Annotated in this window: 15 protein-coding genes; 8 read left to right on the top strand and 7 right to left on the bottom strand. The window is 72.3% G+C overall.

What is annotated here, in order from left to right; genetic code table 11:
• Positions 1-2 precede the first annotated feature (2 nt).
• Complete coding sequence (locus tag ACFZB3_RS01135) at positions 3-803, top strand: ABC-2 family transporter protein (RefSeq protein ID WP_391367728.1); 801 nt, start codon at positions 3-5, stop codon at positions 801-803.
• 15 nt (positions 804-818) lie between these two features.
• On the opposite strand, the gene ACFZB3_RS01130 is transcribed toward ACFZB3_RS01135, so the two are convergent.
• Positions 819-2,078 (bottom strand): MFS transporter, encoded by a 1,260-nt coding sequence (locus ACFZB3_RS01130; RefSeq protein ID WP_391367725.1) that lies wholly within the window; start codon positions 2,076-2,078, stop codon positions 819-821.
• Positions 2,079-2,204: 126 nt separating this feature from the next.
• Here ACFZB3_RS01130 and ACFZB3_RS01125 point away from each other — a divergent pair, with 126 nt between their 5' ends.
• From ACFZB3_RS01125 to ACFZB3_RS01110, 4 genes are all read left to right on the top strand, one after another.
• On the top strand, positions 2,205-2,795 hold the full coding sequence (locus tag ACFZB3_RS01125; protein ID WP_391367722.1) for a WHG domain-containing protein: 591 nt from the start codon (positions 2,205-2,207) through the stop codon (positions 2,793-2,795).
• Positions 2,788-3,468 (top strand): alpha/beta fold hydrolase, encoded by a 681-nt coding sequence (locus ACFZB3_RS01120; RefSeq protein WP_391367719.1) that lies wholly within the window; start codon positions 2,788-2,790, stop codon positions 3,466-3,468. Before ACFZB3_RS01125 ends, ACFZB3_RS01120 begins: the two co-directional genes overlap by 8 nt.
• Positions 3,469-3,702: 234 nt before the next feature.
• The gene (locus ACFZB3_RS01115) at positions 3,703-4,671 is read left to right on the top strand and encodes an alpha/beta hydrolase fold domain-containing protein (protein ID WP_391367716.1); all 969 of its coding nucleotides are present in this window, start codon (positions 3,703-3,705) and stop codon (positions 4,669-4,671) included.
• Between the two features lie 54 nt (positions 4,672-4,725).
• On the top strand, positions 4,726-6,108 hold the full coding sequence (locus ACFZB3_RS01110) for a hypothetical protein (protein WP_391367714.1): 1,383 nt from the start codon (positions 4,726-4,728) through the stop codon (positions 6,106-6,108).
• A 105-nt stretch (positions 6,109-6,213) separates the two neighbouring features.
• Here the strand turns inward: ACFZB3_RS01110 and ACFZB3_RS01105 are convergent, their stop codons facing one another.
• The 3 genes from ACFZB3_RS01105 to ACFZB3_RS01095 form a co-directional block, all read right to left on the bottom strand.
• On the bottom strand, positions 6,214-6,435 hold the full coding sequence (locus tag ACFZB3_RS01105) for a hypothetical protein (RefSeq protein WP_391367711.1): 222 nt from the start codon (positions 6,433-6,435) through the stop codon (positions 6,214-6,216).
• A 128-nt stretch (positions 6,436-6,563) separates the two neighbouring features.
• Entirely contained in the window at positions 6,564-8,261 is a 1,698-nt protein-coding gene (locus ACFZB3_RS01100) for a DUF2264 domain-containing protein (RefSeq protein ID WP_391367708.1), read from the bottom strand.
• An 82-nt stretch (positions 8,262-8,343) separates the two neighbouring features.
• Positions 8,344-9,399, bottom strand: coding sequence for a GDSL-type esterase/lipase family protein (locus ACFZB3_RS01095; RefSeq protein WP_391367705.1), 1,056 nt, complete (start codon positions 9,397-9,399; stop codon positions 8,344-8,346).
• Positions 9,400-9,587: 188 nt separating this feature from the next.
• Between ACFZB3_RS01095 and ACFZB3_RS01090 the strand changes: the two genes are divergently transcribed.
• Positions 9,588-11,267, top strand: a complete 1,680-nt coding sequence (locus tag ACFZB3_RS01090; protein WP_391367702.1) for a rhamnogalacturonan lyase B N-terminal domain-containing protein — start codon at positions 9,588-9,590, stop codon at positions 11,265-11,267.
• 9 nt (positions 11,268-11,276) lie between these two features.
• Here ACFZB3_RS01090 and ACFZB3_RS01085 read toward each other — a convergent pair whose 3' ends face one another.
• Positions 11,277-12,686: an RICIN domain-containing protein gene (locus ACFZB3_RS01085; protein WP_391367700.1), complete on the bottom strand. Its 1,410-nt coding sequence runs from the start codon at positions 12,684-12,686 to the stop codon at positions 11,277-11,279.
• A gap of 186 nt (positions 12,687-12,872) precedes the next feature.
• Here ACFZB3_RS01085 and ACFZB3_RS01080 point away from each other — a divergent pair, with 186 nt between their 5' ends.
• Entirely contained in the window at positions 12,873-14,978 is a 2,106-nt protein-coding gene (locus tag ACFZB3_RS01080; RefSeq protein ID WP_391367698.1) for an autotransporter, read from the top strand.
• A gap of 196 nt (positions 14,979-15,174) precedes the next feature.
• Here the strand turns inward: ACFZB3_RS01080 and ACFZB3_RS01075 are convergent, their stop codons facing one another.
• The gene (locus ACFZB3_RS01075; protein ID WP_391367695.1) at positions 15,175-16,359 is read right to left on the bottom strand and encodes an ABC transporter permease; all 1,185 of its coding nucleotides are present in this window, start codon (positions 16,357-16,359) and stop codon (positions 15,175-15,177) included.
• 182 nt (positions 16,360-16,541) lie between these two features.
• Here ACFZB3_RS01075 and ACFZB3_RS01070 point away from each other — a divergent pair, with 182 nt between their 5' ends.
• Positions 16,542-17,144, top strand: a complete 603-nt coding sequence (locus ACFZB3_RS01070) for a TetR family transcriptional regulator (RefSeq protein ID WP_391367693.1) — start codon at positions 16,542-16,544, stop codon at positions 17,142-17,144.
• Here the strand turns inward: ACFZB3_RS01070 and ACFZB3_RS01065 are convergent.
• Positions 17,043-18,155: a lysylphosphatidylglycerol synthase domain-containing protein gene (locus ACFZB3_RS01065; RefSeq protein ID WP_391367690.1), complete on the bottom strand. Its 1,113-nt coding sequence runs from the start codon at positions 18,153-18,155 to the stop codon at positions 17,043-17,045. The genes ACFZB3_RS01070 and ACFZB3_RS01065 overlap by 102 nt on opposite strands.
• Positions 18,156-18,374 lie beyond the last annotated feature (219 nt).

Below are 18,374 nucleotides of genomic sequence, written 5' to 3'. Positions count from 1 at the left end.
CCATGAACGCCGTACGCATCGTCTGGCGCGTCACGCAGCTCAACTTCCGTGCCCAGCTGGAGTACCGCACCGAGTTCCTGATGATGATCGCGATCGGTGCGGTCTGGCAGGTGTCGGTGATCGTGTTCGCGACCGTGCTGCTGACCCGGTTCGCCGGGATGGGCGGGTGGGACAGTTCGGACGTCCTGCTCATCCCGGCGACCCGGATGCTCGCCCACGGCCTGTTCGTGCTGCTCCTCGGCCGGGTGCACGGTCTCGGCCGGCACATCCAGGAGGGGAAGATCGACGCGTATCTGCTCCGCCCGATGCCGGTCTACCGCCAGGTCCAGCTGGAGCACTTCCCGACCAACGCCATCGGCGACCTCACGGTGGCGGTGGGCCTGATGGCGGGCGCGATCGGCCGCAGCCACCTGGACTGGACGCCGGGCCGGATCGCCTACCTGGTCGCGGCGGTCCTCGGCGGCATGCTCCTGGAGGCCGCCCTCTTCACCGTCGTCGCGTCGGCCTCGCTGCGCTTCCCGGCCGCCGACTACTGGGGCCGCTGGCTGGAGGAGCTGCTCGGCACCTTCGGCAGCTACCCCCTGAACGTCCTTCCGCGGGCGGTCGGCGGCTTCCTCACCTACGGCCTCCCGCTCGCCTTCGTCGCCTACTTCCCGGCGGCCGTCCTCACCGGCCACGGCCACTCCACCGGCGCCCCCTACTGGCTGGCGGCCGCCTCCCCCCTCCTGGGGCTGCTCGCCTACCTGGCCGCAAGGTGGCTGTGGCGGTGGGCGCTGGGGCACTACACGGGGGTGAACGGCTGACGTGCCGCCCGGGTGTCAGCCGTGCCGCGCGCCCCGGACCGGGGTGCACAGGCCGGCGACGGCGACGAGGGTGCAGCAGACTCCCGCCACGCCGGCCACCCGGGCGGTGCCGTACTGTTCGGCGGCCCAGGTGAGGACGGCGGCGCCGACCGGGGCGACCGCGTACTGGAGGGTCCAGTAGGCGGAGGTGACCCGGCCCAGCAGGGGTTCGGGGGTGATCTCCTGACGCAGTGACATGGAGCAGGTGCCCGCCATGCCCAGACAGGCCAGGTAGAGCGCGCTCAGGGCGGCCACGGCAGGAACCGTGTGCGCCCGGCCGAGCCCGGCGAAGGCCAGTCCGCACACCGCGGTGGAGACGATCCAGGTGGGCCCGAAACCCAGCCGCCGCCGGACCCGGGCGACCAGCAGCGCCCCGGTGATCGTGCCGACCGCGCCGACGGCCATCACCGTCCCCACCGTGCCGTCGTCGTGGCCGAGGTCGTGCTTGAGGTGGTAGATGACCAGGTCGGTGACGCCGAGGCTGAGGAAGCTGAACACGGCGAGGAGAGCGGCGAGCGAGCGCAGGACGGGGTGGCGGAACAGGTACGAGAGCCCGGTGCGCAGGTCCCGCCACAGCCCCGTGTCCTTGACCGGCCGGTCGTCCGCTGCGCGCTCCCGGACCCGCACGAAGAGGAGGCAGCCCGCCGAGACCGCGTAGCTGACCGCGTCCACGGCCACCGCGTCGGCGGGCCCGGTCCGGGCGGCCACCAGGCCCGCGCCGAGCGGTCCCAGCACGCCGGCCGCGGCCGCGGTGGCGTTCAGCCGGCCGTTGGCCTCGGTGAGCCGGCCGGGTCCGACGAGTCCGCGGACGACGGTGACGTACCCGACGGCGAAGAGCATGCCGACGGCCTCGCACAGGGGCAGGACCACGTACAGGAGCCAGAGCTGCGGTCCGGCGAGCCAGACGAGCGGGACCAGGCCGTAGAGGACCATGCGGACCAGGTCGCAGGCGACGAGGAGCCTGCGGCGGTCGACCCGGTCCACGACCACGCCGGCGAAGACCGCCGCCAGCACCATCGCGGCCCCGCCGGCACCGGTGAGCAGGCCCATCCGGGCCACCGAGCCGGTCGCCTGGAGGACCAGCAGGGGCAGCGCGATCAGGCTGAAGGAGTCGCCGAGGACGGAGAGGGTCTGGGCGAGCCAGAAGAATCCGAAGTCCCGCTGTCTCCACAGCGGTCGACCGTCCGCCGTCCGCTGCCGCGCCGCCCGTGTCACGCGCCGCGCCCCGTTCGCCACGGCTCCCCCTTCCGTCTCCCGGCACCCTATGCCGGTACCCCGGCCGGGCGCGCCGCGATAAATCGCGTGACGGCCAAAACCTAGAAGCCCTAGGATTCCAGCTAGGAACCCCAGGGGAGGCAGTACATGGCCCGTGCCGGAATCACCGCCGACCGGCTGGTTGCCGCTGCGGCCGAGCTGGCCGACGAGGCCGGCTTCGAGCAGGTCTCGCTGTCCGCGCTGGCCCGCCGCTTCGGCGTGCGGGACGCGAGCCTCTACGCGCACGTCCGCAGCCTCCAGGACCTGCGCCACCGGCTCGCCCTGCTCGCGGGCGGCGAGATGATCGACCGGATCGCCGTCGCCGTGGCCGGGCGGTCCGGGCGGGACGCGCTGGCCGCGTACGCCGACGCCTACCGCGCGTACGCGCTCGCCCACCCCGGGCGTTACGCGGCCACCCAGATCCGTATCGACCCCGCGCTCGTCGCCCCCGGCAACCCGGCCATGCGCCGCACCGTGGAGATCACCTACGGCATGCTGCGCGGCTACGGCCTCAACGAACCCGATCTCACCGACGCCGTACGCCTGTTGCGCGCCACCTTCCACGGCTACTGCGCCCTGGAGGCCACGGGCGGCTTCAACGCCCCGCGCGAGGTCCGCGCCTCCTGGGAGCGGGCGATCGACGCCCTGCACATCGCACTGGAGAACTGGCCCCGCGAGGAGACCGACCACCATGTCTGACCTGCACTACGACGTCACCGGCGACGGCCCCGTGCTGCTCGTGCTCCCCGGCGGCGCCGGGCACCCCATGGGTCTGGGCCCCTTCACGGAACATCTGGCCCCGCACTTCACGGTCGTGACCCACGACCCGCTGGGCCTCGCCCACGGCCGCCCGGGCGACCCGGTCGCCGACCAGACCGTGCGGGACTGGAGCGAGGGCGCGCACCGGGTCCTGGCGGAGGTACTGACGCCGGGCGACTCGGCGTACGTCTTCGGGACCAGCTCCGGCAGCGTCGCCGCCCTCGACCTGCTGGCCCGACACCCCGGCCGGCTGCGGCACGTCGTCGCGCACGAGCCCCCGTGCGTCACGCTGCTGCCGGACGGGGAGCGGCTGCGCACCGGGCTGATCGAGCAGCTCGACGCCGCGCGGCCGGCCCCCGGGACCCCGATGGCCGTCTTCCTCGCCCATATCCTCCGCCCCTTCACCGCCTACCGCCCGCCGGCCGCGCTGCCCCGCCTGACGATCGCGGCCGGAGCCGAGTCGAAGGGCCAACTCCTGCACCGCGCCGCGGAGTCCGTCGCCGGGCACACCGGCGCGGCCTTCACCGAGTTCCCCGGCGGGCACCTCGGCGTCCTCGAAGACCCGGCCGGGTTCGCCGACCGGGTGCGGGAGACACTGCTCGGGACCGGGTGACGCGGCGGGGATGACGCAGAGCGACCGGCCGCACACCTGGAATGCAGCGGCGCAGGGGGCGTGATTATGGTGGACAGTAGGTCTTCGCCAAGGGTCTGACGCAGGGCGCGAGCTCGGCCGGCCACCGCACGGCGCCGGCGCGTCGCGACGCCCGTCGGCCTTGTGCGCTCGGCGCCATGCCCTTCCCGGACGTCCCGACCATGCCGTTCTCGGATTTCCCCAGGGAGCATTCCCATGGCTGCTCAGACCTCCTCGATCGTCCTCGAACCCGAAGCACGGGCACTCGCCGAAGCAACCTCGCACCACCCGTTCCTGTACGAGCTGGATCCCACCGCCGCGCGCAAGGTCCTCGACGACCTCCAGGCCGCGCCGATCGACAAACTGCCGGTCGACGAGGAGTGGATCACCGTGCCGGCCGCCGTGGGCGACGTACGGGTACGTATCGTCAAACCGCAGGGCGCCACCGGAATGCTGCCCGTCGTCCTGTACATGCACGGCGGCGGCTGGGTACTCGGCAACGCCGGCACCCACGACCGCCTGGTGCGGGAGCTGGCGGTCGGCGCACAGGCGGCCGTGGCCTTCGTGGAGTACACACCGTCGCCCGAAGCCCGCTACCCGGTGGCCATCGAGCAGGGCTACGCCGCCGCCCAGTGGATCGTCCGCGAGGGAGCGTCCAAGGGGCTGGACGCACAGCGCATGGCGGTGGCCGGGGAATCGGTCGGCGGGAACATGACGGCCGCACTCGCCCTCATGGCCAAGGAGCGCGGTGACGTCACGTTCGTACAGCAGTCGATGTACTACCCGGTCACGGACGCGGCCATGGACACCGGTTCCTACGACCAGTTCGCGACCGGCTACTACCTGAGCCGCAAGCTGATGGAGTGGTTCTGGGACGCCTACACGACCGACCCGGACCAGCGCGCGGAGATCACCGCCTCGCCCAACCAGGCCACCACCGAGCAGCTCACCGGCCTGCCGCCCGCCTTGCTGATCGTCGACGAGGCCGACGTGCTGCGCGACGAGGGCGAGGCGTACGCCGCCAAGCTCCGGGCGGCCGGCATCCCGGTGACCACGGTGCGCTACGACGGCACGGTCCACGACTTCATGCTGCTCAACTCGCTCAGCCAGTCCGAGGCCACCCGTGGCGCGATCGACCAGGCCACGGCGTTCCTGCGCACCGCCCTCGGCACCGAACAGCCGTAGCGGAGACGTCCACCGGCACGGCAACCTTCCGGGACCCGGCGGCGACCACAGGGCATGACTTCCGCACCACGCACCTCGACCCACCGCCGGGTCCACGCCTACCGCAAGCCCGCGATCGGACTCCTCGCCGTCGGTGGACTGCTGGCCGGCGCCTGGTACGCCACCGCCGGCGCGGCGACGGCCCCGGAGCCGAAGGTCACCTCCACGGTGGTGAGCCTCGGCGCCAAGTACCCCTATCTCTCGGCGGGTTACAACAACACCCGGGAGTGGAACCGCACCGCCACCGCGGTCGCCCCCGACGGCACGCTGCGGGTCGCCTGGCCCGCCGCCGACGGGGTGCACGTCACCCCGCTCACCGCGGCCGGCAGGCGGTCCGGCGCCGACACGGTCGTCAAGGGCGCGCAGGAGGTGGGCGGCCTGGTCGCCCACACCAACGGGTTCGCGCTGCTCACCCGGGTCGCCGACACCAACAAGTGGAAGGAGACCGCGGCCGCGATCGTCCGCTACACGGGCGGCAGGCGGACCTGGACCACCAGGCTCACCGGCACCGCCTCCCACGACACCTCCCCCACCCTCGACGGACAGCTCACCTGGAACGGCTCCAAGTACGGCGCCTACTTCGTGGTGCACGGCGCGGGCGGCTTCGCCGACGGGCACTTCGGCGACAAGCTGTCCTACGTCAGTGCCGGGGGCAAGAAGCTGAGCGGCGGCTGGAGCTGGGGGTGCAGCCACAACGAGGGGATCGCCCTGCACGCCGAGGCCTCCGGCGCCTTCACCTCCCTCTGCTTCGACGACTGGCGCTCGGGCCTGTTCGTCTCCACCGGCATCGGCGCCCCGGACGTGGCCCCGGTCGTGCAGCGGGAGCAGTGCTGGGCGGGGTACTGCGGTGGTACCTTCCCCGGCCGCACCGGCGATCTGGTGAAGTCGTCCACCGGCAGGTACGCGACCGCGTTCGCCTCCCGGGGCGCGGCCTCCGCGAAGAAGAACCCGGCCGACAGCAGCGGCCGCGGCTGGACGGTCACCCCGAGGACCGCCACCCACCAGGTCGCCGTCGCGTTCCTGAAGAACCGCAACTCCGGCCCCGGCAAGGCGGTCTACCTCACCAGCGCCAGGACCGTCGAGAACGTGAACGTGCACCTCGCGCCCTACGGCAAGGACAAGCTCCTGCTCTCCTGGGAGTCCCTGAAGAACGCCAAGTGCTCGGCCGGCACCTGCACCGGCACCTTCACGGGCACGCACCTGCGACTGGTCGACTGGAACGGCACGTTCGTCAGCGCCGACAAGGTGGTGAGCGCGCGGTTCACCGGTGACATCGCGGTCCTCAAGGACGGCTCCCTCACCTGGGCCTACGCGCCTGTCACCCCGGCCTACGGCAGCCCGCTCAGCGGGGCGTCGCCGACCACGACGACGCTGCGGATCGCCCGTCTCACGCCGTGACGCGTGCGGCCCTGCCGACCGACTCCGCCATCCGGCGCATGGCCTCGACGGGCAGCGCCGGGTTGCGGGCGGCCGTCTCGGCGCCGTCGCCTCGCACCAGCTGCGTCAGGAGCCGTACCGGCAGGCTCGGACGGAGGGCAGCCCGGCGTCGGGGTCGGCCGCGAGCAGGACGACGAGGCGGGGATCGAGTCCGGGGTTGCGGGCGAGGCAGCGACGCTCGTCCGCGTCCCCGTGCCGTGCCAGGTGCTCGGCGAGTTCGCGCGCCATCCGGCAGCTCTCCAGCGCCTCGCGCCTGACGTCCCCGGACCCGTACACCGACCGGGGCATCGGGTGGTCCAGGCCGGCGGCACCACCTCCTCGACGCACGGGTCCGCCACCGGCTCCAGCCCGGCCCGCCCCAGCAGTTCGGCCAGTTCTTCTCTCCACCCCGTGATCCGCATCATGCCCGAAGCGGCTCAGCCCGGCCCGATGTGCTCCACGTCCACTCCGTCCCCCTGCCACCGGGCCCGCACCCCGGAGCCCCCGTGCCACAGAACGGTCAACTCCCGCTGTCCGTCGGCGCGTACCGTCACCGTCTCCCCCAACGGCTCGGCGTCCGCCGCCCCGGTGAGCCGGCTCAGCGCGACGAACAGGGTCGGGCCCTCCCCGGTGACCCCGGTCAGCTCGCCGTCGAGGCCCACGGCGGGCAGCAGCTCGGCCCGGAGTCCCTCGGGTGCCGGCCACCCGGTCACCCGCACCGGCGTCCCGGGCCGTGCCCCCGCCACCAGGAAGGCCCGCACCTCCACGGCCCCGTGCACGAGCACGGCGCTCGTCACCCGGGCGCCCGGGCCGGCCGAGTGCCGCGAGGCCGCCCAGCCCTCCCCCACGCCCAGCGGCTCGATCCGCGTGCGGCCCGGATCGCCGCCGACGAACACGCTGTTGTCGTACGACGCCGAGGGCTCCGTCACGGTCGAGTAGCCGAGCCGGGTGTAGTAGGGGTCGTAGCGGACGTCCTCGCTGCCGTGGTTGTGCAGGCGGACGACCCCGTCCGAACGCGTCGACTGGAGCAGCCAGTTGGCGGGGACGACCGGGGTGACCGCGTCGGCACGCTCCGCCGGGCCCGGCTGCTCCGCCGCCGTCCACACGGCGTGGTCCGGCGGGAGCAGCAGGCCGAGGAAGCCCTTGCTCGCCCAGTACGGGGAGGCGGGGCCCGAATAGCCCTGCAGCACCGCCGTGTCGGGCCCGTGCCAGCCGAGGGTCAGGAGTCCGCGGGCGTCCACCGCGCCCCGGTCCAGGAAGTACTTCAGCGCTCCGGAGGCCAGTCGCCGGGTCTCCCCGGGGGACAGGGGCGTACGGCCGGTGAGGGCGCCCAGCCACAGCGGGGCGGTGGTCGCGAAGCGGTAGGTGAGGGAGCGGCCCTGGTGCATCGGGGCGCCGTCGCCGCCGAACAGGCGGGAGTAGTCGTCGAGATGGCGTTCCAGGCGGCCGCCGTACAGGTCGAGCAGCTTCTCGTCGCCGGCGAGCCAGGCGTGCAGCACCGGGTAGAGGTGCATCGCCCAGCCGTTGTAGTAGTCGTACTTGCGGCCGTCGCCGTCCGTGTACCAGCCGTCGCCTTCGTACCAGTCCTCGATGCGGGCCAGACCGCGGTCGACCGCCTGCCGCGCGGCCTCCGGCTCGTGGCCGATCTCGGCCAGGAAGCCGCCGACGGTCACCGGGAACAACTCCCAGTTGCAGGGCCAGGGTTCGGCGGTCAGCGCGTCGCCGAGCCAGGCCGCGGCGCGCTGTCGTACGGCGTCGTCGAGCCGGTCCCAGAGCAGGGGGCGGGTCAGGCGCAGGGCGAGGGCGACCGAGGCGGCCTCGACCAGGGGCTGGCCGCGGTCCTCGATGCGCGGCCAGCTGCCCGACACGCCGGCCGCGAGTCCGTCCGCGTACCGCTGGAGCGCGGTCTCGTCACGGCGGAAGGCGGCGAGGAGCAGGGTGCGGGCGTAGCCCTCCAGTCCGTCGGAGAGACGGCCCGACCAGCTCGGGTGGTCGCCGGGGAGGTGGTAGAGGGCGCGGTCCGGGGTGGCGTACGGCTCGACGGCGGCGAGCAGCGCGTCGGCCGCGGCCTCCCAGTGGGCGCGGGTGTAGCCGGTGCGCGGGCTGAGGGCGTGGTCCTCGGGAGGCAGCTGCATTGGTGCTCTTTCTCGCTCGAACCTGACCTCGTACCACTTTTGACCTGGGGCGCCCCGGTTCCGGTCGGGACGCCCCAGGCGCTCACCCCGCCCGCACGGTGCGCGGGGGCACCAGGTGCTGGGCGAGCAGTTCGTCGCGCACCAGGCCCGCGTAGACGGTGGCTCCGTACGCGGAGGTGTGCGTGTTGTCCTTCTTCTCGTTGTACAGGTACAGCGCCTTGGAGCCCTCCACGCCGAGGGACTCCACCAGCGCCTTGGTCTTCGCCGTGAGGTCGATCAGCGGAACGTCCTCGGCGGCGGCGACCGAGCGGATCACCTCAGGATGATTGACGCCGAGCCCGTTGACCAGAAGCGCGATGTCGTTGTTCAGCGTGCCGTCGGCATTGAACCACCGGCGCACGATGGGTGTGACCAGCACCGGCCGCCCGCCCTTCTCCCGTACGCCCGCCACCAGTGTCTCCAGGTTCGCGCGGTAGGTGGCCTCGTCCGTCGTCTTGTCGTTGTGCGCCAGCTGGATCAGGACCAGGTCACCTGGATGGATCAACTGCTGGACGTTATCCCAGAGTTGGGGGTTCTGGAGATAGGTCACCGTACTTTCGCCGGAGTCGGCGTAGTTGGCGACGGCGACGCCCCTGCGCAGGTACTGCGGGAGCTGCTGGCCCCAGCCGGAGTAGGGGTCGGCGGGCTGGTCGCAGACGGTGGAGTCGCCGACCAGGAAGATCTGCCGGGCGTGCCGGGCCGGGGTGACCCGGACACCGGCGAGTGCGGGCGCCGGGCCGCCGATGGTGAGGTCCAGCCCGGGAGTTCCGTCCGGGCCCGTCGGCTCGCCCTCGGGGGTGCGGACGTTCACGGTGAAGCTGCGGGTCGCCCGGCTCCCCGCGGCCACGGCCGTCTCGGGGAGGAGCGAGCGGCGGGTCTCCCCTGCGATGCTCGTGGCGGACGCGGCCGCGCCGCCGAGCCGGACCGTCACGTCGTAGTCGCCCGGCGGGACGTCGAAGTGGCAGGCGGTCGCGGTGCAGTTGCCGATGCCGAGGGGCGGCTGCCGGTCGTGGGCCCGGGCGGCGGGGGCGGCCGTCAGGCAGGCGGCGAGGACGGCCGCCGCGAGCGCGGGGACACGAACACCGTTGAAACGTCTCACCGGGGACTCCTCCGTCGTGGCGACTGGCCTGGCGCGGACCGTACCGTCAATCGACAAGCGCTTTCTAGACCCTGGACCCATTTCCGCAAACTGCCAACTCCGCGACGACGAAAGCCCTTTCGCGAAATCGATTCAACTGCCACTCTCACAGTCACCCGCACCCCCGCCCCACCGAAGGAGGCACCCCCATGTCCGGATCCACCGGGAGTCCGCTCGGACGCCGCACCTTCGTCCTAGGCAGCGCGGCCGCCGCCGGCACCGCCGCCCTCGCCGGACCGCTCGCCACCACCGCCTCGGCCGCGGGCTTCGGCTGGTCGGACGACGGCTCCAACTACGTCGTGGACACCGGAGCCAGTCTCGTCTTCAAGGTCAGCAAGACCAACGGCGACCTGACCTCGCTGGTCTACAAGGGCACCGAGTACCAGGGCTACGGCGGCAAGAACTCGCACGTCGAGTCGGGCCTCGGCACCTCCACGGTGACCATCGCCCAGTCCGGCACCACGATCCTGGTCTCCGTCGCGTACGGCACGCTGAAGCACTACTACGCGGCCCGCAGCGGCGAGAACAACGTCTACCTGTGGACCAACAAGGCCGACTCGTCCGTCACCGCCACCCGGTACATCGTGCGCGTCAAGGCCGGCCTGTTCCTCAACGACGAGCCGGACTCCTACACCTACGCACCCACCGTCATCGAGTCCGCGGACGTCTTCGAGAAGTCCGACGGCCAGACCCGCGCCAAGCACTACTCGAAGCTGCGGGTGATGGACTACAGCTACATCGGCTGGACGACCGGCAGCGTCGGCCTCTGGATCGTGCGCAGCAACCACGAGAAGGCCTCCGGCGGCCCGTTCTACCGCTCGCTGCTGCGCCACCAGAGCGCCGACGGCGGCGGCCTGTACGAGATCCTCTACTACGGCGAGAACCAGACCGAGTCGGAGCGCTACGGCCTCCAGGGCCCGTACGTCATCGCCCTCACGGACGGCGGCGCCCCCTCCTCGTCCCTGTACCCCGGCACCCTCACCACATCCTGGGCGGACTCGCTCGGCATCTCCGGGTACGTCGCGGCGGGCGGGCGCGGGCGGGTGGCCGGCGTCGGCATCACGGGACGGGACACCGCGTACGCGTACACGGTCGGGCTCGCCAACTCGGCGGCCCAGTACTGGGGTTCGGCGCGCTCCTCGGACGGCTACTTCTCGATCGCGGGCGTGCTGCCCGGGACGTACACCCTCACCGTCTTCAAGGGCGAACTGGAGGTCTACACCGGCTCGGTGACCGTCTCCGCCGGCGCGACCACCACCCTCAACACCATCGCGATCCCGTCCTCCAACGACCCCGGCAACGCCTCCGCGATCTGGCGGATCAACAACTGGGACGGCACACCGACCGGGTTCAAGAACGCCGACCTGATGACGTACGCGCACCCCTCCGACGTGCGGGCCGCGTCCTGGACCGGGAACGTGGTGATCGGCAGCGGCACCGAGACCTCGGCCTTCCCCTGCTACCTGTGGAAGGACGTCAACAGCGGGCTCGTCGTCTACTTCAGGCTGACGGCCGCCCAGGCCGCCGCCGCGCACACCCTGCGGATCGGCGTGACGACGGCCTACGCGAACGGCCGGCCGCAGGTCGTCGTCAACGACACCTGGACCTCCGCCGTCCCCTCCCCGCCCACCCAGCCGAGCACCCGGTCACTGACCGTGGGCTCCTACCGGGGCAACAACCACACGTTCACCTACAGCGTGCCGGCGTCCGCCTGGCTGACGGACACCAGCGCCTACAACACGCTGAAGATCTACGTGGCGAGCGGCTCGGGGACGACGTCCTTCCTCAGTGCCGGCACCTCGATCGACGCGATCGATCTGCTGGCCTGAGCCGATCCGTCATGTCCCGCGCGTCCACTGCTGGTTCGTGCCGCCGTTGCACGTGTACGTGATGATCGCGGCCGAGTTGGCGGTGGACGCGCCGCTCACGTCCAGGCACTCACCCGACGTACGCGCCTTGATGTTCACGTACGACCCGGAGGTGACGACCGACCACTGCTGGGTGGTGGCGCCGGTGCAGTCCTCCTGGGTGACGTCGGCCGAGTTCTCCTGGAGGCAGAGCGAGCTGCCGCGGCCCATCAGTTCGTAGTAGCCGGTGCCCAGGTCCTTGAACCACCACTTCTGGTTGGTGCCGCCGTTGCAGGTGTACTGGCTGATCGCGATGCCCTCCCAGAGTGACTGGTTCGGGACGTCGGCGCACTTGGCGCTGTGCCGGGCGATCAGAGTGTTGTAGGTGGCGCTGGTACCGGTGACCGTGCCGGCGGCCGTGTCGACCGACACCTCCGGGTACCAGGACATCGACATCGAGGTGTCGGTCGGGAAGGTCAGCGGCAGCCAGACGTACCGGGAGTCGTTGACCGTACCGCCGAAGGAGTTGCCCCAGCGGTCGCCCATGTAGAGGTACGAGGTGCCCGAAGTGCCGCTGACCGGGAGGACGTAGGCGGTCTGGGAGCCGTACGCCGTGGAGTCGCCGACGTTGGTCCAGGAGGTCCAGGGGCCGGCGAGCGAACTGGCGGTGGCGTACTTCTGCTGGTTGGGGCTCCAGCCGGTGGCGGCGGACGTCAGCATGAAGTAGACGCCGTTGCGCTTGAAGAGGGCCGGGGCCTCGCGGCTGGCGCCTGCCCAGGGGTTGGCGACCAGGCTGTCGATGGCGGTGTAGTCGGCGGTGAGCCTGTAGATCTGCAGGTCGGCGTTCTCGTTGGCGGCCGAGACCATGTAGGCGGTGCCGTCGGTGTCGACGAAGGTGGTGAGGTCGCGGGACATGTACTGGCCGAGCGGCTGGAAGCTGCCCTGGTAGGTGTAGGTGCCGTCGACGCTGTCGGAGACGGCGACCGCGGCGCGGGCCTGGCTGTAGTCGACGCCGTTCTCCTTGTGCATCCACATCACGAACTTGCCGGTGGACGCGTTGTAGATGACCTTCGGGCGCTCGATGTAGGCGGTGCCGAGTTCGGTGGCGGAGGACTGGGTGAGGACGTGGTTGCGGAACTCCCAGGTCTTGAGGTCGGTGGAGCGGTAGGCGTCCACCGACTTGAAGGTGTTGTCGGAGTTGCGGTCCTCGCCGAACCAGTAGTAGTAGCTGCCGACCTTGATGACCCCGCCGCCGTGGGCGTGGACGATGTTCCCCGAGGTGTCGGTGAACTGGGTCCCGTTGGTGACGGTCTGGGCGGCAGCCGCGGCCGGTCCCGCGGCGGCCAGGGCGCCGATCACCGCCAGGCAGAGGGACAGCAGGATCGCGTACGCACGTCTCATCTCACTCACGCTCCTTGGGCGTTCCTGGTGAGTTCTGAGGGATTCTGAGATCGCCGAAAAGGTAAGGGCGTGTTACGAGAAGGTCAACGGGTCTGACAAGACAAGGGGGAAAGCGATTTCCGAGTGATCCGTCGGCAGAGCCGGATTTTCTGTTATCCAGGGACGTCCGGAGCCGTCTCCGATCACGTGCGCACCCATCTCCACACCACCGCGGCGGCCGTCGCCGCCCTCGCCGCCCTCCTCGCCTCCGCTCCCCCGGCCTCCGCCGCCGGCGCCGGCGCCCGGGACGTCACCGCCGACGTGCTCGCCGACCGGGACGTCACCCTCGGCGGCGACACGGTCGTCACCGTGCCCGCCGGAACGACCACGTACGACGGCGTCCTGCGCGGCGAGGGCACCCTCACGGTGCGCGGCGGCGGCACGCTGATCCTCACCAGGGACAGCGACTTCACCCTGCCGAAGGCACGGCAACGGCAGGTCGTACGCACCCGGGGCGGCAACCACCCGTACACGACGGTCACCCGCCCCGACCCGCCCGCGATCACCGTCGAGCGCGGTACGACCCTGCAGTACGGCACGGGCGGCGCCACCGGCCTGGTCGGCCACTTCCCGTACGACACCCCCGGCTACCGGCTGAACCAGCTCAACATCCGCGTCGACGGCACCCTGCGCCTGTCCCTCACCCGGACCTTCAACCTCGGCACCATCAGCGGCTCGGGCCTGGTGACCCAGCCCCGGAACACATGGGGCACGCTGGACCTGGCGGGCACCCAGCCCTTCTCCGGCGTCATCGACAACGGCACAGGGATGGCCGTCGGCCGCCCTGAGTACCCCGTGTCCCTCCCCGACGCCCGCGCGATCCTCAACCAGGGCTCCTGGATCATCGACACCCCGCTGTACCAGACCGTCACCCTGCGCCAGGACTTCTACCAGCGGGAGTACGGCAGCGACGTCAACGTCCACTCCCGGCCCGGCGGCAAGGTGGTCCTCACCGGCCAGTACAGCTACAGCGACCGGGGCGGCGACACCGACCCGTCCCTGAGCGACCCGTCCCTCAACTGGACGCCGATACCGCACCAGTTGAACAAGCGCGGCACCAACATCGAGGGCGCCGACGTGCACTGGGGCGACGGGACGACCCACCGCATCTTCCTGCCGGGGACGAAGGACACCGTCTACGTCAACCTGCACGAGGCGAGCGGCCGCCGCTCCCGGCTCACCTTCGACTACGACGGCCCGGTGACCCTGGGCGCCCCGATCGGCGGCGGCCGTTACCACGACACGCTGGCCGCGCCCGGCGCCGGCGACGTGGTGATCGCGGGCACCCGCGGGAACGACGTGACCTTCGCGGCCGCCCAGGACTACGACGGCTCGACGACGATCGAGAACGGCGCGGTGCTGCGGCTGGGTTCGGGCACGAAGGGCGGCGACGGCTCGCTCCTGACGGGCACCGCGCGCCGGCGCGTCGAGAACGACGGCACCCTGATCGTCCGCAACACCTCGACGCCGGTCCGCCTGGCGTACATCGGCGGCTCCGGGTCCCTCGTGCAGTCGGGTGCGGCCACCACCACGCTCACCGGCGGCGCGGTGACGTACACGGGGACGACCACCGTCGGCCAGGGCACCCTCGCCCTGCGCTCCGGGGCGAGCCTCGCGCACAGCGAGGCGATCCGGCTCACCTCGGCCGGAGCCCGTCTGGACCCGGGCCCGGCGGGCCTGCGGGTGCTGACCGCGCTCTCCGGGACGGGCACGGTGCTGGGCTCCGTCACCAACGACAGCCTGGTCGCGAGCGGGCTGACGGTGAAGGGGGACTACATCCAGCACCGGCGGGGCGAACTGGTGCTGCGGAAGGGGCCGTTGAAGGTGACGGGCCGCGTCGCCCTGGCCGGTGCCCTCGACATGTCCGCCGCGGGCACCGACCCGGCGGCCCGCCGCATCACCGTCGTCGACCACATCGGCAGGGCCCCGACCACCGGCGCCTTCGACGGCCTCGCCGAGGGCGCCGCGGTCAAGCTGGCCGACACCGTCTACCGGCTCACCTACCGGGGCGGCGACGGCAACGACGTGGTCCTGAACGCCGAGCCGGCACGGGCCTCGACCAAGGCCGACACCACCGGCACCGCGCCCTCCGCTCCCCCGACGGTGACCACCCGTACCGCCGCCGACTCGACGCACCCCTTCGGCTGGTGGCCCTACGCCCTCGCCCTCGGCCTCCTCGGCGGCCTGATGGTCCCGGCGACCCGGCGCACACAGCGCAAGAGCCACCGCGGGGGCAGACGCCGCGCGACCTGACCGGCTGTCGGCACCGCCCGGCCGGCGGCTCCGGAAAGCCCAGGTCCGGCTCCGGAAGTCCCAGGTCCGGCTCCGGAAAGTCCGGCTCCGGCTCCGGAAGGTCCGGTTCGGGTTCCCGAAGGCCGAGTTGCGGCTCCCGAAGGCCCGGTTCCGATTCCGGAGGATCGACAGTGCCGCCTTCTCCGCGCAGGCAGGGTCACGCGCCCGCGGCGTGCCGGGCGTGTGAGTGCGAGTGTGTGTGCCGCACGATCGTCACCGGCGAGGACGGGTGCGCGGGCTCCTCGGAGGGCGGCGGCACGTGGAGTTCCGTGGCGTCGGGCGCCGGATCCTGGGCGTCCGACGTCGCGTTCCGGCCGGTGCCGGGGCCCTTCACGAGCGGGGCGGCGCGGTGGCCGAACAGGACGGCTGCCAGGCCCAGCAGGCTCCAGAGGGCGAGGACGGCGATGGGGCCCGCGCCGCCGTTGCCGTCGAAGTAGGCCGTGCCGCGCACGAGGCTCGCGCCGGCGCCCGGCGGCAGCCACTGGCCGATGTCGTCGACCGCCTTGGGCAGCAGCTCCGGTGCGGACGTGCTGCCGGAGAACGGATTGCCGACGAAGACCATGAGAGCCGCGCTCGGCCCGAGCCCCGCCGAGCCCACCAGGGTGACCGCCCCGGCGGTGGTGGCGCTGATGGCCAGAACGGTGAGTGCCAGGGAGGCCCAGGTGGCCAGATGACCGTGCGGCAGCGCGCCGAGGAAGCCCTGGGCGACCACGTAGACCCCGAGGGCCGCCGCGCCGCTCATCACGATCAGCACCGTGAGACGGGCGACGGGCCGCAGCCGCAGCGCCATCGTGGCCAGGGCGAGGATGATGCTGCAGATCGTCAGCGGCAGCAGCGCCGAGCTGAAGACCACGCCCCGGGGGTCGTCCGGCGAGATGCGGACGACGTCCACGGCCGTGACCCGGATCTGCGCCGGCTTCTTCGCACCGGCCTCGGCTCCCTTGGTTGCCTTGGCGCCCTTGGCGCCCTTGGCGCCCTTGGAGTGCGCGGGCGTGCCATGGGCGGCCGAGGCGGCGCGGTCCGCGGCCGCCTTGGACGCCTTGGCTGCCAGCAGCCGGCCCGTGTTGTCCAGGAGCTGGGCGACGGTCGGGCTTGCGGCGGTGGACTCCAGCACGGTGAGGCTGCCGGGGGTGACGGCGAAAGCGCCGTAGACGTCCCGCTCCCTGATCGCGGACCGCGCCGACGACTCGTCGGGGTAGAGACGGAAGTCGAAGGCGCCCGGCTTGCTGTGCGCCAGCCCCTCGACCGCGCCCTGGCTCGCCGCACTCGTGCCCACGATCCCGACCGGCAGGTCACGCGGGGCGATACGCGCCGCGGGCCATGCGTAGGCCAGCACTGCCACGGAAATCACCAGTGGCAGCGCCACTGCCATGATGGCCACACGACGCCACGACTGGATTCCCGCCAACGGGGACTTCACGATCCCGCCTCCAAAAATGAATGATCATTCTTCAGGGAGCCAGTCTGCTAGGCTCGTCGCCGTCGAGTCAAGATGAACATTCGTTTTCCTTTGGAGAATGCCCCATGCCGAAGGTGTCCCAGGAGTACATGGACGCTCGCCGTGCCCAGATTCTGGACGCCGCCCGCCGGTGCTTCCTGCGCGACGGTTTCCACTCGACGTCGATGCAGGACCTGTTCGCGGAGTCCGGACTCTCGGCCGGCTCGGTCTACCGGCACTTCGCGAGCAAGGACGACATGATCCTCGCCATCGCCGAGGAGAACATGCGCGAGGTCCTGGCGCTGGTCCACAGCGTCGCCACGAACCGGCCCAGCGGTTCCGTGGGGGCGGTCATCGCCGAGGTCCTCGACCTGGTGTCGGCCCGGTCCGCGGAGGACGACACCGCCAGGCTGGCCGTGCTGGCCTGGTCGGAGGCCCTGCGGAACCCCGCGCTGGCCGGGCAGTTCAGCACCCTGCTGACCCAGATGCGGTCCGACCTCGCCGAGGTCGTGCGTGAGCACCAGGAGAGCGGCGCCCTGCCCGGCGAGGTGACCGCCGAGTCGATCGCGGGCGCGCTGGTCTGCCTGCTACCCGGCTACATCCTCCAGCTGGCCATGCTCGACCCCACGCTGGTGGCGGGCGTGGTCGAAGGGGTACGGGCCCTGTGGCCGGCCCCGGCCGACTCCTGACCGGCGCCGCCGGCGGACCAGCAGGACCGACCACCCGGTGACACCGATCAGCCCCGGGTTGAGGGTCCGGTAGAGGAGATCGGCGGCCGTGGCGGCCGCCATCGGCATCCCGCCGCGGTGCAGGGCCAGGACCAGAGCCGCGTCGAGAGGGCCGAGCCCCGCCGGCAGCAGCGGCAGCGCCGACACCGCCGTCATCGCGGCGACGTAGGCGAGCAGCACCTCGTCCAGCGCCGGGGCCGAGCCCACCGCATGGCACACGGCGAGCACGCACACCAGGTCGCCGACCCAGTTGACCAGGGCGGCACCGACCGCCAGGACCCAGAAGCGGGCCGGCGGCCGCATGGCGGCCAGCTCCCCCAGCAGGCCGTCGGCCGACGCCTGCCCGCCCCTGCCGCGCCGCAGCCTCCGCCACACCCGCAGCAGGGCACCGACCGGCCGGCGCAGCACACCGGCATGCCGGACCAGCGCGAGCACGGCGAGGGTGCCGGCAGCGGCCACCGAGACCTGGACGGCCGCCCCGGCAAGCCCGGCACCGTCCCCGGCCAGCATCGCGCCGGCCCCCGCGAGCATGACGAGGGTGACCGCGCCCAGCAGGCCGGTGACGGCGTGGGTGAAGCCGATCAGAGGCACGCCGGCTCCCCAGGTACGCATGCGCCGGGTCCGGTAGGCGACCGACACCAGGCTGCCGCCGGGCAGTGTCGCGCTGAGGGCGTTCCCGGCGAACACGGCGGAGGCCGCGGCACGCAGCCCCACCCGCAGCCCGCCCGTGCCCAGCGCGAGGCGCTGCAGCCGGGCGAAGGCCACCATCGACACCGCCTCCGCGACGACGGCCAGCAGAAACCAGGCAGGCCGGGCGTGCGACAGCCGACCCGCCGCCCGCCGCGCGTAGGGCGCGACGAACGCCAGCTCGGCACCGAGCAGCAGCACGACGGCACCCGTGACGAGCGCGGCACGTGACGGGGCGAAGGACCAGGGGAGGGACCGGGATCCGTGCCCGTCGCCCCCACCCACACCGTCACCGTCGCCGTCGCCCACACCCCCACCGCCACTGCCGCCTTGCGACACGACCGCCACGTCGCCGCCCGGTGCGGACTCGGCCGCCGCAGACCCCTCGGCCGCCCCTTGGGCACTCCTCCGCCCCCGACGCGAGGGCACCGCAGGGCCGCCGGTCCGCGTCGCGCTCATGTCGCCACCACCCACCCACTCCCGGAACGATCGTTCTTTTTAGGC

Origin of the sequence: Streptomyces sp. NPDC008092 (assembly GCF_042957285.1) — a bacterium.
Classification (GTDB): Bacteria; Actinomycetota; Actinomycetes; order Streptomycetales; family Streptomycetaceae; genus Streptomyces.
This window is presented reverse-complemented; position numbering and strand designations above follow the sequence as displayed.